The organism is Duffyella sp. Ts4 (genome assembly GCF_051851875.1).
GTDB classification, from domain to species: Bacteria; Pseudomonadota; Gammaproteobacteria; order Enterobacterales; family Enterobacteriaceae; genus Duffyella; species Duffyella gerundensis.
This window is the reverse complement of record NZ_JBLYPN010000001.1, coordinates 315,500-334,720: the sequence shown is the minus strand read 5'-3', so window position 1 is coordinate 334,720 and position 19,221 is coordinate 315,500. Positions and strand designations below refer to the sequence as shown.

General features: G+C 54.3%; 17 protein-coding genes, 1 pseudogene and 1 other annotated feature. Of the genes and pseudogenes, 5 read left to right on the top strand and 13 right to left on the bottom strand.

Annotated features, from left to right (window positions below):
* The first annotated feature begins 153 nt into the window (after positions 1-153).
* Entirely contained in the window at positions 154-327 is a 174-nt protein-coding gene (locus tag ACJY2L_RS01600) for a YciY family protein (protein WP_157883862.1), read from the top strand.
* A gap of 26 nt (positions 328-353) precedes the next feature.
* On the opposite strand, the gene ACJY2L_RS01595 is transcribed toward ACJY2L_RS01600, so the two are convergent.
* Complete coding sequence (locus tag ACJY2L_RS01595) at positions 354-650, bottom strand: YciI family protein (protein ID WP_439212164.1); 297 nt, start codon at positions 648-650, stop codon at positions 354-356.
* A gap of 202 nt (positions 651-852) precedes the next feature.
* Between ACJY2L_RS01595 and tonB the strand changes: the two genes are divergently transcribed.
* Positions 853-1,611, top strand: coding sequence for a TonB system transport protein TonB (tonB, locus tag ACJY2L_RS01590; protein ID WP_439212163.1), 759 nt, complete (start codon positions 853-855; stop codon positions 1,609-1,611).
* A 29-nt stretch (positions 1,612-1,640) separates the two neighbouring features.
* Here the strand turns inward: tonB and yciA are convergent, their stop codons facing one another.
* The 4 genes from yciA to ACJY2L_RS01570 form a co-directional block, all read right to left on the bottom strand.
* The gene (gene yciA, locus ACJY2L_RS01585; protein ID WP_439212162.1) at positions 1,641-2,072 is read right to left on the bottom strand and encodes an acyl-CoA thioester hydrolase YciA; all 432 of its coding nucleotides are present in this window, start codon (positions 2,070-2,072) and stop codon (positions 1,641-1,643) included.
* A 312-nt stretch (positions 2,073-2,384) separates the two neighbouring features.
* Positions 2,385-3,935 (bottom strand): methyl-accepting chemotaxis protein, encoded by a 1,551-nt coding sequence (locus tag ACJY2L_RS01580; RefSeq protein ID WP_439212161.1) that lies wholly within the window; start codon positions 3,933-3,935, stop codon positions 2,385-2,387.
* A 286-nt stretch (positions 3,936-4,221) separates the two neighbouring features.
* The gene (locus ACJY2L_RS01575) at positions 4,222-4,758 is read right to left on the bottom strand and encodes a septation protein A (protein ID WP_209502008.1); all 537 of its coding nucleotides are present in this window, start codon (positions 4,756-4,758) and stop codon (positions 4,222-4,224) included.
* 44 nt (positions 4,759-4,802) lie between these two features.
* Complete coding sequence (locus ACJY2L_RS01570; RefSeq protein ID WP_067431039.1) at positions 4,803-5,540, bottom strand: YciC family protein; 738 nt, start codon at positions 5,538-5,540, stop codon at positions 4,803-4,805.
* 352 nt (positions 5,541-5,892) lie between these two features.
* Between ACJY2L_RS01570 and ompW the strand changes: the two genes are divergently transcribed.
* Positions 5,893-6,525: an outer membrane protein OmpW gene (gene ompW, locus ACJY2L_RS01565; protein ID WP_439212160.1), complete on the top strand. Its 633-nt coding sequence runs from the start codon at positions 5,893-5,895 to the stop codon at positions 6,523-6,525.
* Positions 6,526-6,567: 42 nt separating this feature from the next.
* Here ompW and ACJY2L_RS01560 read toward each other — a convergent pair whose 3' ends face one another.
* The 6 genes and pseudogenes from ACJY2L_RS01560 to ACJY2L_RS01535 all read right to left on the bottom strand — a co-directional run bounded on the left by ACJY2L_RS01560 (position 6,568) and on the right by ACJY2L_RS01535 (position 13,596).
* Positions 6,568-6,882 (bottom strand): BON domain-containing protein, encoded by a 315-nt coding sequence (locus ACJY2L_RS01560; RefSeq protein WP_439212159.1) that lies wholly within the window; start codon positions 6,880-6,882, stop codon positions 6,568-6,570.
* A gap of 150 nt (positions 6,883-7,032) precedes the next feature.
* Positions 7,033-7,839, bottom strand: coding sequence for a tryptophan synthase subunit alpha (gene trpA, locus ACJY2L_RS01555; RefSeq protein ID WP_067431030.1), 807 nt, complete (start codon positions 7,837-7,839; stop codon positions 7,033-7,035).
* Complete coding sequence (gene trpB, locus ACJY2L_RS01550; RefSeq protein ID WP_067431027.1) at positions 7,839-9,032, bottom strand: tryptophan synthase subunit beta; 1,194 nt, start codon at positions 9,030-9,032, stop codon at positions 7,839-7,841. The genes trpA and trpB overlap by 1 nt, the downstream gene beginning before the upstream one ends.
* A gap of 44 nt (positions 9,033-9,076) precedes the next feature.
* Positions 9,077-10,438, bottom strand: coding sequence for a bifunctional indole-3-glycerol-phosphate synthase TrpC/phosphoribosylanthranilate isomerase TrpF (gene trpCF, locus ACJY2L_RS01545; protein ID WP_439212158.1), 1,362 nt, complete (start codon positions 10,436-10,438; stop codon positions 9,077-9,079).
* 2 nt (positions 10,439-10,440) lie between these two features.
* Positions 10,441-12,034: pseudogene (gene trpD, locus ACJY2L_RS01540) on the bottom strand (bifunctional anthranilate synthase glutamate amidotransferase component TrpG/anthranilate phosphoribosyltransferase TrpD).
* Complete coding sequence (locus ACJY2L_RS01535) at positions 12,034-13,596, bottom strand: anthranilate synthase component 1 (RefSeq protein ID WP_439212157.1); 1,563 nt, start codon at positions 13,594-13,596, stop codon at positions 12,034-12,036. The pseudogene trpD and the gene ACJY2L_RS01535 overlap by 1 nt, the downstream one beginning before the upstream one ends.
* 23 nt (positions 13,597-13,619) lie before the next feature.
* Positions 13,620-13,721 (bottom strand) — a sequence feature (Trp leader region).
* Between the two features lie 154 nt (positions 13,722-13,875).
* On the opposite strand from ACJY2L_RS01535, the gene rnm reads away from it, so the two are divergent.
* The gene (gene rnm / locus ACJY2L_RS01530) at positions 13,876-14,769 is read left to right on the top strand and encodes an RNase RNM (protein ID WP_439212156.1); all 894 of its coding nucleotides are present in this window, start codon (positions 13,876-13,878) and stop codon (positions 14,767-14,769) included.
* 12 nt (positions 14,770-14,781) lie between these two features.
* A complete protein-coding gene (locus ACJY2L_RS01525) occupies positions 14,782-15,402 on the top strand; it encodes an L-threonylcarbamoyladenylate synthase (RefSeq protein ID WP_439212155.1) in 621 nt (206 codons plus the stop codon).
* A gap of 60 nt (positions 15,403-15,462) precedes the next feature.
* Here ACJY2L_RS01525 and ACJY2L_RS01520 read toward each other — a convergent pair whose 3' ends face one another.
* Both ACJY2L_RS01520 and ACJY2L_RS01515 read right to left on the bottom strand, forming a co-directional pair.
* A complete protein-coding gene (locus tag ACJY2L_RS01520; protein ID WP_067431009.1) occupies positions 15,463-16,092 on the bottom strand; it encodes a S1 family peptidase in 630 nt (209 codons plus the stop codon).
* A gap of 533 nt (positions 16,093-16,625) precedes the next feature.
* Positions 16,626-18,908 carry an autotransporter outer membrane beta-barrel domain-containing protein gene (locus ACJY2L_RS01515; protein ID WP_439212154.1) on the bottom strand — a complete coding sequence of 761 codons (2,283 nt, stop codon included), beginning with the start codon at positions 18,906-18,908 and terminating at the stop codon, positions 16,626-16,628.
* Between the last annotated feature and the right edge of the window lie 313 nt (positions 18,909-19,221).

Sequence of the window (19,221 nt, the reverse complement as noted above, 5' to 3'; positions counted from 1 at the left end):
GGACATCCCGTTCGCGCATTGATGTGAGAAGTTTACGTGCAGATTGCGGGTTAAGGAACCCTTTGGCGGCAATGACTACGATAACAGATCCGATCTGGTTACGACGAAGAAAGGTCTATACTGCGCCGCGTATTAAATCGCGGAGAAAGTCAGATGAGAAGAAGCAGGAATGAAGTGGCGCGCTGGAGAATGATGCGGCAGGTGCAACGGCGGCGTGCGCGCTGGGTTGAAGGGCAATCGCGGCGCTATGGCCGGATTCATGCGGTTCGTCATCAGCTGGCGCAACAGCAGCGACGCTCCATTCTGTTTATCTCACAGCATCATTAATAATCAGGGCGCCGAAGCGCCCTGAATTACATCACACGTTTAAATGGCTTCACGGCCACCTGTTTATAGACGCCCGCCGCAACATAAGGGTCATCCTGCGCCCAGGATTGCGCCGCTTCCAGCGATGAAAATTCAGCAATAATCACCGAGCCGGTAAAGCCCGCGGCACCTGGATCGTTGCTGTCCACTGCGGGCAGCGGGCCTGCGGCGATCACGCGGCCTTCGTCCTGCAGCAGCTGCAGGCGTGCCAGATGCGCCGGACGAACCGCCATGCGTTTTTCCAGTGAATCAGCGGTATCTTCGGCATAAATTACATAGAGCACAGAGTGACTCCTGTCGGATCAAATGATGTGGCTGACACGGTAAGTCATCGTGATCGAGAGTGCAATTGAAAGATAAAATTGCCGCTGCGAAAGCGCCGTTGCCGGGCACGAAACGCTTTTATGGCCGCGATGGCCTAATGTTATTGAAACTGATTGCTATTTGCATTTAAAATTATCGCCTCACTCTATCAACCAGATTGTTATGACGACGCTGACTTCGACATTACCCAAACGACTTTCTCTTCCGGTATTGCTCTCCGTTGCGCTTCACGGCTCGGTGATTGCAGGCTTGCTCTATGCATCTTTTCACCAGGTTATTGAAGTGCCTAAAGCGTCTCAACCGATCAGCGTCACGATGGTCGCGCCGGAAGTTCAGCCGATGCCGGCGCCAGCGCCTGCCGTACAGCCGCCGCCTGAACCCGTTACCGAGCCGCAACCTGAGCCGGAGCCCGTGCCGGAACCTGCACCCGAGCCGCCAAAACCCGAGCCGGTGCCGATTCCAAAACCCGAGCCAAAGCCTAAACCCAAACCTAAGCCCAAACCGGTTAAGCACGAGGCGGTAAAGCCAAAGCAGCCGGTTAAGCCTGCGGAGCCGCGTGCTGCATCGCCGTTTGATCAGAAGGCACCCACCACGCAGAGCAAGCCGCAAACGGCACCTAAACCTTCACCTGCACCGTCGCAAAGCGTGGCAACAGGCCCACAGGCGCTGAGCGTCAGCAAACCGGCTTATCCGGCGCGTGCGTCTGCCTTGCGGGTCGAAGGAAAAGTACGCGTGCAGTTTGATGTCGACAGCGATGGCCGCGTGGACAACATTCGTATCCTTTCGGCTGAGCCGCGCAATATGTTTGAGCGTGAAGTGAAGCAGGCGATGAAAAAGTGGCGCTATCAGAGCGGCAAACCCGGGCAGAACATGACCATGAACATTGTGTTCCGGATCAACGGCGGGGCGAGCGTCGAGTAACGCAGAGGGGCGGCATTGCCGCCCCGGTTTCAGGCAGGATCGGTTTCAGCCGTAAAGTGGCTTTTATCCGCCGGTAACGGACGCGATTTGCCCGCTTCGTCCACGGCAACATAGATGAACACCGCTTCGGTAGCACAGTAGGTCTGGCCAATGGGTTCAGAAGAGACCTTCTTGATCCACACTTCCACGTTGATGGTGATGGAACTGCCGCCGGTGCGTAAACAGGTCGCGTGACAGCTCACCACATCACCCACGGCGACCGGCTTAAGAAAACTCATGCCGTCCACCCGCACCGTTACCACACGACCTTCAGCGATCTCCTTCGCCATGATCGCGCCGCCCATATCCATCTGCGCCATCAGCCAGCCGCCAAAAATATCGCCATTGGCATTGGTATCAGCTGGCATCGCCAGGGTGCGCATAACCATTTCGCCTTGCGGCATTTTACGATCTTTGTTCATTGCTCAACTCTTTTGCAGGGGAAACCAATCCGGGTTTGCCGGATAGCGATGTGAGGTAGAGGCTGAGCCATCAAGCTCGGTGTAACAAAGCAGCGCAGTAAAAGATAACGCTATGAATGCTGCTCTAAAATTTCAATCCTGCTCACACATTCTGTCAGCGCAAAAGTGGTGTGAAACGTATCGACTGCTGATTTGGCAGCCATTCTATTACGCCATTATCCAGCCCTGACCCAACCGGAGAAGGACAGCAGTGATTCTGCACTCGCAAGGCTGCTGTCCGGGCAGGTAGGAACGCCACGCTGAGTCCTGTAATCAGGCTACTTTAAAAATAGCAGTGGTGCGGGTTAACTGCGCAGCCTGCTCTTCCAGCGAGGCTGCCGCGGCCGCTGCTTGTTCAACCAGGGCCGCATTCTGCTGCGTTACTTCATCCATCTGATTTACCGCAAGGCTCACATGCTCAATACCATTAACTTGCTCACCGGATGCGGTAAAGATATCGGACATGATATGCGCAACGTTATTGATGGAATTGACAATATCGCCCATGGTTGCTCCGGCGCGCGTGACCAGCTCGCTCCCCTGTGAAATACGCAGATTTGAGGCTTCAATCAGCGCCTTGATTTCTCTGGCCGCGTTGGCACTGCGTTGTGCCAGTGCCCTTACTTCCGTGGCAACAACGGCAAATCCACGGCCCTGTTCACCAGCTCTTGCCGCTTCAACCGCTGCATTAAGGGCCAGAATGTTGGTCTGGAATGCGATGCCCTCAATTGTGCTGATGATATCTACCACGCTTTTTGAGCTGTCATGAATAGCGGACATTGTGGTAACAACCTGGCCCACGACATGACCGCCGCGCTCGGCAATACGGGAAGCATCGGAGGCGAGTTCAGTAGCGTGCCGGGCATTGGATGCATTCTGCCGCACCGTGGCGGTAAGCTGCTCCATGCTGGCTGAGGTCTCTTCCAACGACGCGGCCTGCTGTTCAGTACGACTGGAAAGGTCGTTATTTCCCATCGCCACCTCTTTTGCTGCGCTATCGATCGATGCTGTGGCGCTCTGAATGTCTGATACGACCTGAGTAAGCTGTGCCTGCATCAGCGCAAACGTCGAAATTAATATGCCTGTTTCATCTTTAGACTGAGCAACCAGTACCGTAGAGAGATCGCCTGCGGCAATGGCCTTCGCCGCTTTTACTGCCTGATGCAACGGCACGGTGATTGAACGTGCAAGCAGATAGCCGAGGGCAGAAGCGATGCCCAGCCCCAGCAATGCGCCCACAATCAGAGTAAGGGTGGTCTGCTTTTCCAGCGTATCGACTTCAGTCTGGCGGACAAGCAGTAAACCTTGTTCTTCTGTGGCGATATCAGCGATGATTTTTCGCATATCATCCATTTGTGCCTTCCCGGTATTTGCCTCAAACGAGGCCAGAAAAGCGTCATGAGATAACGAGCCCGCATTAAGCGCCCGACGATGATTGAGCAAAGGCGTAACAAATGAGTTTTGCCAGGCCTGTTGCTGTGCCGCCAGTGCCGTCAGGCGTGCCTGCTGCCTTGGGTTATCAGAGGTCAACGATTTTGCCTGCGCAATATGCTGAGTAAAGGCTTTTTGACCTTCAGTCCAGGGATCGAGCATCTCTTCTTTACCGTTTAATGCATAGCCGCGTAAACCAGTTTCCATATTGACCAGGTTCTGGGCCAGCGATCTGCTCTCATCAATTACGCGCCAGGTGTGAACGTTCCAGTAGTTGGAATCAACAATGCGCGAAAAGTTAAGGTAAAAAGTGCTGCAAAGTACCAGTAATAGCGTCGCGACTGAGCCAAAAGAAATAATAAATTTGATCCGCACAGGAAGATTTTTGAACATGGTGTCACTCACTATTGAAAAAATTGTCAATTTATCCACGACTAAGTGAGCAGATTATCGGCCTGCCTGCGGGACGCTTTAATGACTTCATGAATAAAATATCCGGGCCAGGGGCGTAATAATGACCTTGCAGCGGTGCCTGTTCTTCGTGACTTCCTGGAAAAACACAGATTGCCCGCGCACTCAACGCGTGTATGTTTTTACCGCAGTTAAACGTTTTTTTAGGCCAGAATAAAAAAAGGAGCCTGATGGCTCCCTTAGGGTTCACGTATCAAAAGCCGCTGGCTTATTTTTGTTCCTGCGGCATCAGGCGGTAGATATAGATGCCGCTCAGCAGGGTAAACAGCAGGGTCAAACCGGTCAGGCCAAAGACTTTAAAATTAACCCACACTTCTTGCGGCAGCCAGAACGCGACATAAATATTGGCAACGCCACAGGCGAGAAAGAAAATTGCCCAGGCAACGTTCAACCGACGCCAGGCGTGGGTGGGTAACTGCAGCTCTTTGCCCAGCATGGTCTGAATCAGGGGCTTCTGCATAAAGAACTGGCTGAACAGCAGCGCCAGCGCAAACAGGCTGTAGATCACCGTCACTTTCCACTTGATGAACTCATCGTTGTGGAATACCAGCGTCAGGGTGCCAAACACCGCGACCAGCACAAAGGTCACGATGGTCATTTTTTCAACTTTACGGAACAGGATCCAGCTGGCGACCAGAGCCAGACCGGTGGCGACGATCAGTGCGCCCGAGGCGACAAAAATGTCGTACATTTTGTAAAAGACAAAAAACACCACCAGCGGAAGGAAATCGAGTAACTGCTTCATAGCGCGTCCAGAGTAGGGGCGGCGCAGCGGGCGCCGCCTGTGCATTAACGTACCAGCATATAGAGACGGTACAGATAGATAACCAGCAGGGCGGAAACCAGATTGCCCAGCGCGTTCAGCACCACCGCTGAGACGTTAGCAGGCAGCAGCGTCAGCGTGGAAAAGAAGAGCATGATGGCGACTTTTGCCAGCAGCCATAACATGATGGCCGGCGCGATGAGCTTCACGTTGCGCCACGCCAGCTTGCTGCTGGCCTTGAGTGAGCCAAACACGCCCAGCTTATCGTTGGCCAGCATAACCGGCGCCAGCGAAAAGAGAATCGCCAGAATGACCCCCGGCACAAATACCGCCATGAATCCCAGCTGCACCAGCAGGGTGATCAGAAAGGTCTGCAGCAGCAGCTTAGGCAGCAGCGGCGCCGCCGTGCCGATGGCGCGCAGCGCGCTGACGCGCTTCTGTGACGATGCCATTGGAATCAAACACAGCATGCCACCAAGCAGCAGCGTATTGCCGATCAACGACGCAAAGGTACCGGCAGCCGAGGTGCGCAGCAGCACGCTTTGCTGTTCAGGAGACATATTCTGCACCATTTCAAACAGCGAACTGGCGCTGTCGCTGCTGCCTTCAGCCAGCAGGGAAAGCTGCTCGGCGTTGGGCGTCAGGGCGTGACCGACGATCACCGTAATGAATGAGGTCAGCAGGGCCATCAGCACGATGGTTACCAGCTGATCGCGGAAAAAATTTCCTGTGTCACGGTATAGCGAACCCGCCGTGATAGACATGTACTCTCCTTGGAAAAACCGGGTTAATTAACCCGGCGATTGTACATGGTCTGAGGGGATGCTGGCACCCCGACTTACATAACTTTCCGCAAATGTGAAAAGCCGCTGCGGTCTGCGCCCGCGATAATCGGTTCTCCGCTGGCTATCAGCAGAATAATGCGCACAACAGGGGTTTACCGGACCTCAGGATGATGGCGTTTTTGATCCAGATCAAATCATTGTTTTTTAAGCAGAATAGAAGACGTTCTCCGCATGATCTTTGCCCGTTTTCATTGTAAAAAAGAGGCCGCTGAAAACACGGGTGCATCGTCTGGGCGGTGGCCCGCTTCCCGAAGAGAAAACAGGAGTGGTTATGAAACTGGCAGCCCTTGCATTGGCTATGGTGGCGGCAATGCCGATTGTCGCGAGTGCACATCAGGAAGGTGATTTTTTTATGCGCGCAGGCAGCGCAACCGTAAGGCCAACCGAGGGTTCTGATAACGTCATGGGGCTGGGCTCGTTTGACGTCGATAACAATACGCAGCTTGGCCTGACCTTTACCTGGATGGCCACCGATAATATTGGTGTTGAGCTGCTGGCCGCCACGCCATTTCGTCATAAGGTCGGCTTAGCCGCTACCGGCACGCTGGCTACCGTTCGTCAGCTGCCGCCGACGTTGATGGCGCAATACTACTTCTTTGACAGCGCCAGCAAGCTGCGTCCATATGTCGGCGCCGGTATTAACTACACCACGTTTTATGACGCTGATTTTAATCAGACCGGACGTGATGCCGGGCTCAGCGATTTAAGCGTCAAAGATTCCTGGGGTATGGCGGGTCAGGCGGGGCTGGATTATAAGGTCGATGACAACTGGATGATCAACGCCTCTGTCTGGTACATGGACATCGATACGGAAGTGAAATTCAAGGCCAATGGACAGCAGAAGAACATTAATATGCGCATCGATCCATGGGTATTTTTCTTTGGCGTCGGTTACCGCTTCTGAACATAAAAAAACCGGGCCGCAGGGCCCGGTTGATCGCTAAACTTATTTAACCTGCATGTTGTTCACAACAGATTTCACGCCAGGTACGCTACGGGTTACTTCCACCGCGTGACGCGCCATCTGTGGCGAGGAAACAAAACCGCTCAGCTGCACACGGCCTTTGAAGGTCTCAACGTTGATTTCGCGTGCTTTCAGCGCGTCATCGCCCAACAGCTGGGTTTTAACTTTGGTGGTTACCACGGTGTCATCGATATAACCGCCAGTGCCTTCTTTGGTTGGTGTTGGGGCACAGGCACTTAACGTTAATGCCACTACTGCTGCCATTGCTGCGCTTGCCAGGACTTTAACCATCTTCATTATTTTATCTCCCTGTCATAATCATTGGTCACGCTTCACCGGGCGGTGAATGCGTCCTAAGTGTGGTTCAGGATTGGCGGAACTACAAATGGCGGAAGAAAATAAAAGAGAGGGGAAAGAGTGCCTTATCCAGCGATAAGGCACAGATTATTATTGACGCGTGGCTGCCTTCAGGTTGCTGACAAACTGCTGCAGTTCAGCCAGCATCACATCCGGCGTGGCATGATGTTTTTCGATGATTTTTACGATAGCCGAGCCGGAGATCGCACCTGCGGCACCCAGCGCAATCGCCTCTTTGACCTGCGAAGGTTCAGAAATACCAAATCCCTGCAGAGAAGGCGCCGCATTGTACTCTTTCAGCTTGTCGACCAGATGCTTCAACGGCAACTGAGCGCGATTTTCTGCGCCGGTGACGCCCGCTCGCGACAGCAGATAGGTGTAGCCGCGGCCGTGCGAGGCGATTTCACGCAGCAAATCGTCATCAGCATTCGGCGGGCAGATGAAAATTGGTGCCACGTTGTGCTTCATCGCTGCTTCGCGGAAAGGCGCAGACTGTTCCACCGGCACGTCGGCCACCAGAACGGAATCGACACCCACTTCCGCACAGCGGGCATAAAAACTGTCAACGCCGTTGGTGAACACCAGGTTGGCGTACATCAGCAGGCCGATTGGCAGATCGGGATACTTCTGCCTTACTGTGGCCAGCATCTCGAAGCAGCGCGCTGGCGTGGTACCGGAAGCGAAGGCGCGCAGCGTGGCATTCTGAATGGTTGGGCCATCAGCCAGCGGATCGGAGAAGGGAATGCCCAGCTCCAGCGCATCGGCACCGCCCGCGACCAGCGCGTCGATAATCTGCAGCGACAGTTCCGGAGAGGGATCGCCGAGGGTAACAAAGGGCACAAAGGCACCTTCCTTGCGTTCGGCAAGGCGGTTAAACAGTTGCTGATAACGCTCCATCAGATTTCTCCCTGCGCGGTCAGAATGTCGTGAACGGTGAAGATGTCTTTATCACCGCGGCCGGAGAGATTAACCACCAGCAGCTGCTCTTTCTCCGGTTCGGCATGTATCATTTTCAGCGCATGTGCCAGCGCATGCGACGATTCCAGCGCCGGAATAATCCCCTCTGAGCGGCAAAGTAGCTTGAACGCGTCCAGCGCTTCGGTATCGGTGATCGAAACGTAGTCTGCGCGACCAATACTGTTGAGGTGCGCGTGCTGCGGTCCTACCGACGGAAAGTCCAGGCCAGCTGAAATCGAATAAGACTCTTCGATCTGACCATCTTCGGTCTGCATCATCGGCGCTTTCATGCCGAAATAGATGCCGGTACGGCCATGCTTGAGCGGCGCGCCGTGCTCACCGCTTTCAATGCCGTGTCCGCCGGGCTCAATGCCGATCAGCTTAACCTCTGTATCGTCGATGAAATCAGCAAACATACCGATGGCATTGGAACCACCGCCCACGCAGGCCAGCAGCGCATCAGGCAGACGGCCCTCTTTTTCCAGAATCTGCGCTTTGGTCTCTTCGCCGATCATGCGCTGGAATTCGCGCACGATGGTCGGGAAAGGATGCGGACCAGCGGCGGTGCCGAGCATGTAATGTGACGTTTCATAGCTGCCGGACCAGTCGCGCAGCGCTTCGTTACAGGCATCTTTCAGCGTGGCGGAACCACTGTGTACCGGAATAACTTCCGCGCCCATCAGCCGCATACGGAAAACGTTAGGCGACTGACGTTCAATATCTTTCGCGCCCATATAAATGCGGCACTTCAGGCCGAGCAGTGCGCAGGCCAGCGCTGATGCCACGCCGTGCTGACCGGCGCCGGTCTCTGCGATGATCTCTTTTTTGCCCATGCGCTTCGCTAACAGCGCCTGACCCAGCACCTGGTTAGTTTTGTGCGCGCCGCCGTGCAGCAGATCTTCACGTTTCAGATAGAGGCGGGTTTTGGTGCCTTTGGTCAGATTCTGACAGAGCGTCAGCGCGGTAGGGCGACCGGCATAGTTTTTCAGCAGATCGGTGAACTCCGCCTGAAACGCAGGATCCTGCTGCGCCTCAACAAACGCCGCTTCAAGCTGATTGAGCGCCGGCATAAGAATTTGTGGTACGAACATGCCGCCGTACTCACCAAACCATGGATTTAAAAGCGTCATTATGTCTCCCTTTCTCAGTTCGGGGCGATCGCCGCCGCCCCGATGAATCAGTAGGCGCGCAGTGTTTGAAACACGGCGGCAAGTTTGCTGTGATCTTTGATGCCGGGTGCGCTTTCAACGCCGGAGTTAAAGTCCAGGCCGGCACAGCCCAACTGGGCGGCAGAGACCGCATTGTCGGCGGCCAGTCCGCCTGCCAACAGAACGTTGTCCAGCTTTTCACCCTGCAGCAGATTCCAGTCGAAGCGTTGGCCGCTGCCGCCGGCGCCGTTATCCAGCACGTAGCGATCGACGTGTGGCCAGTCGCGCGCAGGCAAGGTCTCTTTGACGCTGAACGCCTTCCAGATCTGCGTGCTGACGGGCAGTATGTCGCGCAGAGCAGCCACAAAGTCACGATCTTCATCACCGTGCAGCTGCACCGCAGCAAGGCCCAGCTCGCGGGCCACCTGCGCCACTTCTTCAACAGGCGCATTGCGGAATACGCCAACATATTTCAGCGGCGCCGCGGCAATCACGCGCGCAGCCTGGCTGACATCAATCTGGCGCGGTGAACCCGCGGCAAAAATCAGGCCACCGAAAATGGCCCCGGCCGCATGCGCGGTTTGCGCATCTTCCGTCCGGGTCAGGCCGCACACTTTGTTTTCGCCGGTCAGCACGCGGCGCACGGCGGCGTGCAGATCCTGTTCTGCCATCAGCGCTGAGCCGATCAGGAAACCGTTGGCAAAATTGCTCAACTCGCGGATTTGCGCATAGGTATTGATGCCCGATTCGCTGATCACCGTCACGCCATGAGAAAGGCGCGGCGCCAGTTCGCGGGTGCGATTGAGATCGATCGACAGATCGCGCAGATCGCGATTATTGATGCCCACCACTTTTGCTTCCAGTGCAATCGCGCGCTCCAGCTCTTCTTCATTGCTTACTTCGGTCAGCACGCCCATGTTCAGGCTGTGCGCCACGGCGGCAAGCTGGCGATACTCGTCATCATTCAGCACCGACAGCATCAGCAGAATGGCATCGGCCTGATAGTGACGCGCCAGATAAATCTGGTAAGGATCAATGATGAAGTCTTTGCACAGCACCGGTTGCGTCAGCGCGGCGCTTACCACCGGCAGGAAATCAAAGCTGCCCTGGAAATATTTTTCGTCGGTTAAGACCGACACGGCAGAAGCGTAATGACGGTAGACGTCAGCAATGGCGGCAGGATCGAAATCCTCGCGGATAACGCCTTTGGAAGGCGATGCTTTTTTGCATTCCAGAATAAATACGGTGCGCGTGCCCTTAAGCGCTTCATAAAAGTGGCGCGTGGCGGGGGTGATCGCATTCTGGAACGAGGCTAAAGGCTGTTGTGCCCGACGTGCATTGACCCAAATGGCCTTATCCTGCACGATTTTTGTCAGTACGGTGTCCTGCATGATTAACCTCTCCTGGCTGCCAGCGCGGTAACACGCTCATAAGGTTGGCCGCTACGGATAACAGCCAGCGCACGCTGAGCGTTTTCGCGCAGGTCTTCATGTCCAAAAACTTTTAAAAGCATCGCGACGTTAACGGCGACGGCTTCCTCGTGTGCGAGGTCGCCATTACCCTGAAGTAAACGTGTGAGAATGTCACGATTTTCTTCCGGCGTGCCGCCTGCCAGCGCATCCTGGCTGTGCATGCTGCAGCCAAAGTCTTCCGGCGAGAGCTGATAGCTGGTGATTTCACCTTCGCGCAGCTCTGCTACTAAGGTTGCGCTGTGCACTGCCACTTCATCCATGCCGCCACCGTGTACCACCGCCGCGCGATGATAGCCGAGAACGCGCAACGTCTGTGCAATCGGCAGCACCAGTTCCGGGCTGTAAACACCGATCACCGCCAGCGGCGGACGAGCCGGGTTGATCAACGGGCCAAGTACGTTAAACAGCGTCCGCGTTTTCAGCTGCTGACGTACCGGCATCGCATGACGGAAGCCACTGTGATACTGCGGCGCAAACAAAAAACAGACGTTGAGATCGTCCAGCGCCTGGCGCGCCTGCTCAGCAGGCAAATCCAGGCTGATGCCAAACGCGGCCAGCAGGTCGGAGGAACCGGATTTGCTGGACACGCTGCGGTTGCCATGTTTCGCCACCTTCAGGCCACAGGCAGCGGCAACAAAGGCGCTGGCGGTGGAAATATTGATACTGTTGCTGCCGTCGCCGCCGGTGCCAACGATATCCGCAAAAGCGTAATCGGGACGGGGAAAAGGTTTGGCATCCGCCAGCAGCGCTGACGCCGCACCGGCGATTTCTTCCGGCCTTTCGCCGCGCACCTTCATGGCAACCAGCGCACCTGCCAGCTGAGTAGGCTCCAGCTGACCACTGATAATCGCGCTAAACAGCTGGTGGCTCTCATCCTGAGTAAGGGTTTGCGCCTGGTAAAGCTTCTCCAGTAAGTTTTGCATGTGCTTCTCCTTGTTACGCCAGTGCCCAGGCTAAAGTCTGTTCCAGCAGGGTTGCGCCGTGCGTGGTCAATATCGATTCCGGGTGGAACTGGAAGCCGCAGACGCGATCGCCTTCATGACGCACCGCCATCACCATGCCGTTAAAGGTGGCATTCACCGTGAGTTCCTGTGGCGTGTTGCTGCCAACCAGCGAGTGATAACGCGCCACCGGCAGCGGATTAGGCAGCCCGACAAACATGGCGCTGTCGTCATGGGTCACGGCTGAGGCTTTGCCATGCAGAATTTCGCCCGCCTGGCCAACATGGCCGCCATAGGCTTCGACAATCGCCTGATGACCGAGGCAGATACCGATAATCGGCAGTTCGCCGCGCAGGCGTTGTAGAAGCTCAGGCATGCAGCCCGCGTCTGCCGGTGCGCCGGGACCAGGCGACAGCATCAGTATTGGATTTTCCATGTGCTGCAGACGTTCAATTAACGTTTCTGCCGGCACGCTGTTGCGATAAATCACCACGTTATGGCCGAAGGTGCGTAACTGGTCGACGAGGTTATAGGTAAAGGAGTCGATATTATCGAGCAGTAAGATATCGGCCATCAGAAGATCTCCTTGCAGTGATGGGCGGTAGCGATGGCGCGCAGCACGGCGCGGGCTTTATTACGGCTCTCATCGGCTTCCGCCTGCGGATTGGAGTCAAGCACCACGCCAGCGCCAGCCTGTACGGTGGCGATGCCATCTTCAACATAGGCGGAGCGAATCACGATACAGGTGTCGAGATCGCCACTGGCGGTAAAGTAGCCCACTGCGCCGCCGTAGCTGCCGCGTCGTGTGCCTTCAGCAGCAGCAATTAACTGCATGGCGCGAACCTTTGGTGCACCGCTTAGCGTGCCCATGTTCATACAGGCGCGATAGGCGTGCAGTACATCCAGATCGTTACGCAGCGTACCGACCACGCGTGAAACCAGATGCATAATAAAAGAGTAACGATCGACTTTAGTCAGGTCGGCAACATAGCGGCTGCCGGGTTCACAGATACGGGCCAGATCGTTGCGCGCCAGATCAACCAGCATCAGGTGTTCAGCCAGCTCTTTATGATCGGTACGCATTTCCAGCTCAATGCGGCTGTCGAGATCGCGATCGAGTGAACCATCGGCATGACGGCCCCGTGGGCGTGAACCGGCGATGGGGTAGATTTCAATCTGCCGCGACTGCGCGTCATATTTCAGTGAGCTTTCAGGCGAGGCGCCGAACAGCGTGAAGTCATTGTCCTGCATAAAGAACATGTACGGGCTTGGGTTGCTGCGCTTCAGTGTGTCATAAGCCGCCAGCGGAGAAGGGCAAGGCAGTGAGAAGCGGCGTGAGGGCACGACCTGAAAAATCTCACCCACGCGAATCGCCTGCTGCATATTGCGTACGACATCACAGTAGGCTTCATCGCTCTGGCTGCAGTTCAGCGTCATGCTTTCCACCTGTTGCACCGGCAATGCGGGCGCCGGTTGCAGCATCTGTCCGTGCAGCTGCTCGATGCGGCCCTGCAAACGTTGAAACTCATGAGTAGACGGTGTAAACAGACTCGCCTGTAAACGTGCGCTGCGGCTCTGATGGTCGATCACCAGTAGGGTTTCGGCCAGATAGAAGCAGAAATCCGGGCAGCGCTGGTGGTTATCCAGCGCGGGCAGGGACTCAAAGCCAGCGACCAGATCGTAGGCGAACAGGCCGCCGAGCAGCATCGCTTCGCGCTCATCTTCAGGCGTATTCACTAACTGCGGCAGCAGGCGCAGGGCATCAAACACCGACAGCGACTGCAGACGAGAATCTTCATCCTGAACGTCCTCAACGGCAGGGAAACGCAGTTCACGGCCATCAGGGCGGGGCTGATTGATGACGCTGACTGGCAGCGCGGCATCCAGCAGCGGCAGCAGCGCGCGGCCATTTTCAGACAGGGCCTGAAGGGTGACCACGTTGTCCAGCGCGGTAATCCGCAGCGCGCTGTCGACGATCAGCAGGCTTTTTAAATTATGTTTGCTGTCAATATCCGCTGACTCAAGCAGCAGGCTTGCCGGACGTGCGCCGCATAACTGATGGAATACCGCGGCCGGATCTTCGCGATAAGGCGCATTCCCGGTAATCAACTTCACTGTAGGTTTCGCATTTGGCATGATGATTTCTCTGAATTTCACTCAAAAAAAAGCCCGCTTAAGCGGGCTGGGTGTCTGCACGGCAGTTACGCGAAATGTGCATGACGACGTCGCCCTGATTCGGGAGAAGCGCGCCACCAACCATTTAAAGACGTACCAAACTGAGCCATGATTAACACCCCATACGTGTGAACTTGTGTACTAGTTAACTGGTTCAGCGGAAAAATGTCAATACTCTTTTTCTCTGACGGCCAGCTTTGGTTATCATGTCAGTTGTTTGCCACGATTTCCGGAGTACCTTTGACCGCTTCAATCCCCAATAGCACCTTTCCTTTATACGATCTGCACAGCCATACCACCGCCTCCGATGGCCTGCTAAGCCCGGAAGCGCTGGTGCAACGTGCGGTGGACATGCGAGTAGGTGTGCTGGCGATCACCGATCACGATACCGTCGCCGGGGTCGTACCCGCTCGCGCAGCGGTGCAGCAGAGCGACCTGCCGTTGCATATCGTTGCTGGCGTTGAGGCGTCCACGCTATGGGAGAATCATGAGATACACATTGTCGGGTTGGGCATGGATATCGCCCATCCTGCGCTGACCGCATTTCTTGCCGGGCAGGCCAGCACGCGTTGGCAGCGGGCTGAACGTATTGCTGAGCGGCTGGAGAAGGCGCGCATACCGGATGCGCTTGCTGGCGCGCAGCGGCTGGCTCAGGGCGAAAATATCACCCGTGGCCATTTCGCCCGCTTTTTAATCGAGCAGGGAAAAGCGGAGAATATGGCGCAAGTGTTTAAAAATTATCTGGCCAGGGGCAAAACCGGTTACGTGCCGCCAGAGTGGTGTACAATGAAACAAGCCATTGATGCTATTCATCATTCAGGCGGCTGCGCGGTACTGGCGCACCCTGGCCGCTACGGACTCTCAGCAAAATGGCTTAAGCGTTTGATCGCCCAATTTACCCTGAGCGGCGGCGATGCGATGGAAGTCGCGCAGTGTCAGCAACCGCCCAATGAACGTAGCCAACTGGCGGTCTACGCCAGAGATCATGACCTGGCCGCTTCGCAAGGTTCCGATTTTCATCAACCTTGCCCGTGGATCGAGCTGGGTCGAAAACTGTGGTTGCCCGGTGGTGTGGAGCCAGTCTGGACGCGCCATCCACATATCACGCCACAGCTGGTCGATATGGCACAGTGACAAGAGGATATTATGAGTCAACTTTTTCCCGTACATCCCGAGAATCCCCAATCACGTCTGATTAAACAGGCGGTGGAATACCTCACTAAAGGCGGCGTGATCGTCTACCCAACGGATTCCGGCTACGCGCTGGGCTGCCGTCTGGAAGACAAAAATGCTATGGAGCGTATCTGCCGTATTCGCCAGCTGGATGGTAACCATCACTTCACCCTGATGTGTCGCGATCTCTCTGAGCTGTCGACCTACGCCTATGTTGATAACAGTGCATTCAGACTGATTAAAAATAATACGCCGGGCAGCTATACCTTTATCCTCAAGGCGACGAAAGAGGTGCCGCGGCGGTTAATGAATGACAAGCGTAAAACCATTGGATTACGCGTGCCTTCAAACGCTATTGCGCTGGCGCTGCTGGAGGCGCTAAACGAGCCGATGATGTCGACCTCGTTAATGTTGCCAGGCAATGATTTTACCGAGTCCGATCCCGAAGATATTCAGCACAGCATAGGCAAAGTGGTGGATTTAATTATCGATGGCGGGGCGATTGGCCAGCATCCGACTACGGTAATCGATCTCACCGGTGACGCACCGGAGATCATTCGCGAAGGCGTAGGCCCGACAAAACCGTTTGAATAAATACGCGGCGCATTATTGTTTTTAAGCAATAATGCGCCTGCTTGTTGTATTAATGATTATTCAGGAAGTGGTTTCGCGCGCCAGCCATTTCGAGAAGTCGCTATAAGGAATATAGAGCGAGACATCTTTCAGCACTGGCTGATCGCGGCGACGACTTTTAATTTCACGTGAATAACCAATAATCACGCCCGCAACGGTGTTATCGCTGTTATATACCGCGCCGCCGGACATACCCTGCACCACGCCAGCGTTTGACGCCATAGCAATGCAGGGACTTTTATTCCACTCATTGCGAATGCCGGTGCGCGCTAAATTAACGCCGCTGGACTCGACCGGCATGGCAGAATAAAAGCTGTAGCCAAACATTTTGACCGCGTCACCCGGCTTACCGGCACGAAAAGCGGGCAGCGTTTTCAAATCGTTTTTATGATAAATGATCGCCAGATCGCAATAGGGATGGTAGGCCTTTACGCGCTGCACGGCGAACTTCGCCACGTGCGCAGCGGTCAGGCTGTATTCAGGCGTGAGCGGTATGCTGGTCCCCATTGTGCCGAGGCCCAGAATGGTCGGTATACCCGTTACGCTCATATCAACGCGTTCCATCGCTTCCCGGCTGTACTCATATTTTCCCACTGAGCAGCCACTGAGTAATAGCGCAGCTACTACTGACAATAATGGCAGTGTTTTCATGGTGTTCACATCGTTAGTGTTATATGCCGAAAAATCCCTGGTGAAGACTCATGGCATATTAAGTGGGCAGTCAATTGCAGATTATTTCATCCAGTCCGGCAGATGATATTTTTTGTTAAAAATAAGTTATTTTAATTATTTTAATAATGCGGAGTTTATATTTTAGTTAAGTCATTAAACCTTTGCGCATCAGTGATTGAATAATACACTGATTAATTAATTCGACAACGTAATTCAAAAGGAGAAGAATCAAATAATATTAATGATATAGAGTTAAGTTAATCCATGAATTACTTGAGCTGAAAATTTCACTGCCGGTGTCAGGATAAAACAGAAAATATAGCTTAAGGCGTTATAAGCTGCTTTTAGGGTTGTTTTTTGCAGTGTCTTTTGCTGATTAATATTACAATTCCTTGTTTTATGAGGAAAATCCTGGTCTGCCTGCGAGCTGACAGTCATTCAGGCCGCAGGCAGAAGGAAACCGTGGCTCAGCGTCAGGTTGAGAAACCTTGCGTCAAACGACAAGTGAGCGATTAAAACGCGATGTTCACGCCAAGCGATGCGTTAAGCGGAGCGGATATTGAGGCGCCTTTTTGACCGCCAATTTCTCCGAACAGACGCGTCGTATCGCTCACGGCTAATGAAACGCCGGCGGCATAGGTGGCAGACGCGCCGCTAAAGTCGTTATCAAAGTGATAACGATCGTTGATCACCGTGTCCTTGCCTTTTAGCGTTTCATAACTCATGGCCGCTTTAAGCCAGGGCGTAACCGGTAGAGAAGCCAGCTGCAACGTTCCTCCTACATAGAGGCCCGCTTCACCCATTAGCGAACGGTCACGACTGAAATGCGCCCGCATGCCGTTATCCAACGCCACATTTTTGCTGTCAGCGGTGAAGGCGGTCAGCCGGGCATAGGGCTCGAGCCACACGGCACCGGTGGTGGCAATGCGATAACCTGACTCCAGCGCGGCGCCAAAACCCTGACGAGCCCATTCTCCGCTTACCTCTGTGCCGCTGCTCATTCGGGTACCCAGCCGATGGTCATATCGGCTGGTGGTCAGCAGCGTATCGATCCAGGCGCCATTGTCGAATACCCAGCTGGCCTCCAGGCCAATACCCCAGCTGTCAACCTGACCGTTTGCACCACGACGATCGGTAAGGGTCTGCGAAGAGAAGGTAGCAACCGGCCCGAAATAAGCTTCTCCTCCTTCAAAAGCAAAGGGTGTATTGATTGCCACTTCCACGCCACGGCTCTGCATTTTCCATTCGCTGTTAGCCGCGCCCTGATAACGACGGGTACCGCCGAGGAAACGAGCATTAACCTGCTCCTGCTGTCGCTTAACGCCGCCGGTGTCGCCGCTGCGGGTTCGCCAGGCGGGCAGATGCGCATTAAAGATCATTCGCGGTGCGACACCCATGGCAATCAGAGCATCGGTAGAGGGTGTGGTTACACAGCCGCCGTGCGCGCAGGGATCGACAGGCTTTTCTGGTTCAACAGGTTTAACCGGCTCCTCGGGTTCTTCCGGCTTACCCGGCTCCTCAGGTTCTTCAGGAGTAACCGGTTCGCCAGTCAGGCAGGTGACGCTGTTCTGGCAGAGGAAGTAATCCTGATCCTGTTGTACCAGCGTGTATTGCCAGGTGCCTAAATCAACGCTGCCGCCCGGAAGATAAAATGAGGCATCGCCTCCGGCGATATGCGCCACATTAAGAGGCTGGTTATTCTTACCCGGCTCGCTGCCCTGATGCGTGAAATGCAGATAATAGTCGCCGGTGGCGCGATTATTGATGCGCAGAAAATCGCTGCGGTTGTCGGCTGTCCAGGCGTTCATATAAAAATGGCCACCACCGTAGAGGTCGTTGGCCGTCAGGGTACGCGGTGCGGAACCGTCACCAAACACAATTTTGCTGTCGGCATCCAGTTCAAGCTGTTGTAAATCATTGTCGGCGGGTAGATACCAGGTGCTGTTGCGACTTAAGGTCATGTGCGTGGCATTCCGTACGTTGCCAGTAAAATTTGCGTTGCGATCGAGCCACAACAGCATTTCTGCACCATTACGGGCAACCACATCGCCTTCAATGGTGGTATTTCTGAACAGAATATCAAGCAGGGTATTTTCACCCACCGCTTCGACAATCGTGTCGGTGCCGGAGATTAATTTGCTGTCATTCGTCATGTTGAGATATTTGATGTGTTTTATATTATCCTCAACGCGTACAGCCGGACCATTCCGTCCTGAGATAATCGATCCCTTGTCAACACCAATTGATGTATTAGGCTGGTTTGGGTAATAGCCGCCTCCCCATAATAAACCGACATCGTTGCCGATAATTTCACTGCCATTGGTTAACGTCATATATCCGCTGCGTAATTCAACACCATGCTCGCCATTTTCCCCTGCAATGATTTTTCCATTGTCCATGCGAATAATGCCGCGCTCGTCTAATTTCACCACGCTGTCGCGATTGCTGGTTACCGTACTGTTGTTAACATCCAGCCAGGGGCCGACCAGGAAACTGTGGTCCTGAGCGGTGAGATCGATGGCTGTGCCATCCGCACCTGACACTAACGTTTCGTTGAGAAACACGGTGACGGAGCCGTGTTCACCCTCAGGCGCGACGCTGCGTATTGAACGAATATGAGAAAAGTGGAAATCGAGCAGCGCCGGGTTGTTCCATTTTACATAGTCATCATAGGGCGCAGAAGGACCGTAAACAAAGCCGTCACGTATTTCGATCAGCGCCATGGATGGGGGTGTAAAAAAGAGAGCTAATAGCGTTCCTTTGCGTAGCAGTGCCGAACAGGAAAACATGTTCATCCTGAATCCTTTTAATTGCTGTTGTGAGATAATTATTAAAAAATAAGCGTGCAGATATTCAGCCTGCGCGGGCGGTCTATATATTACGGGTTGCTGTAACGACTATTTCCCTGGTGTTAATTTTCCAGCCAAATCCTAGCGCAGTACGCATTCTTGTAAATAAGACTATATCGATAATTATCGATAATATTTATTTGTTGAAAATAATCCATGCGGTTAATTACGCGATAATTGAATCAATAAACTGATGCGGCGCGAGCCGTTACGCAGACATTAACCACAGGGTGAAGATTTCACAGCTTTATGCAGTTAA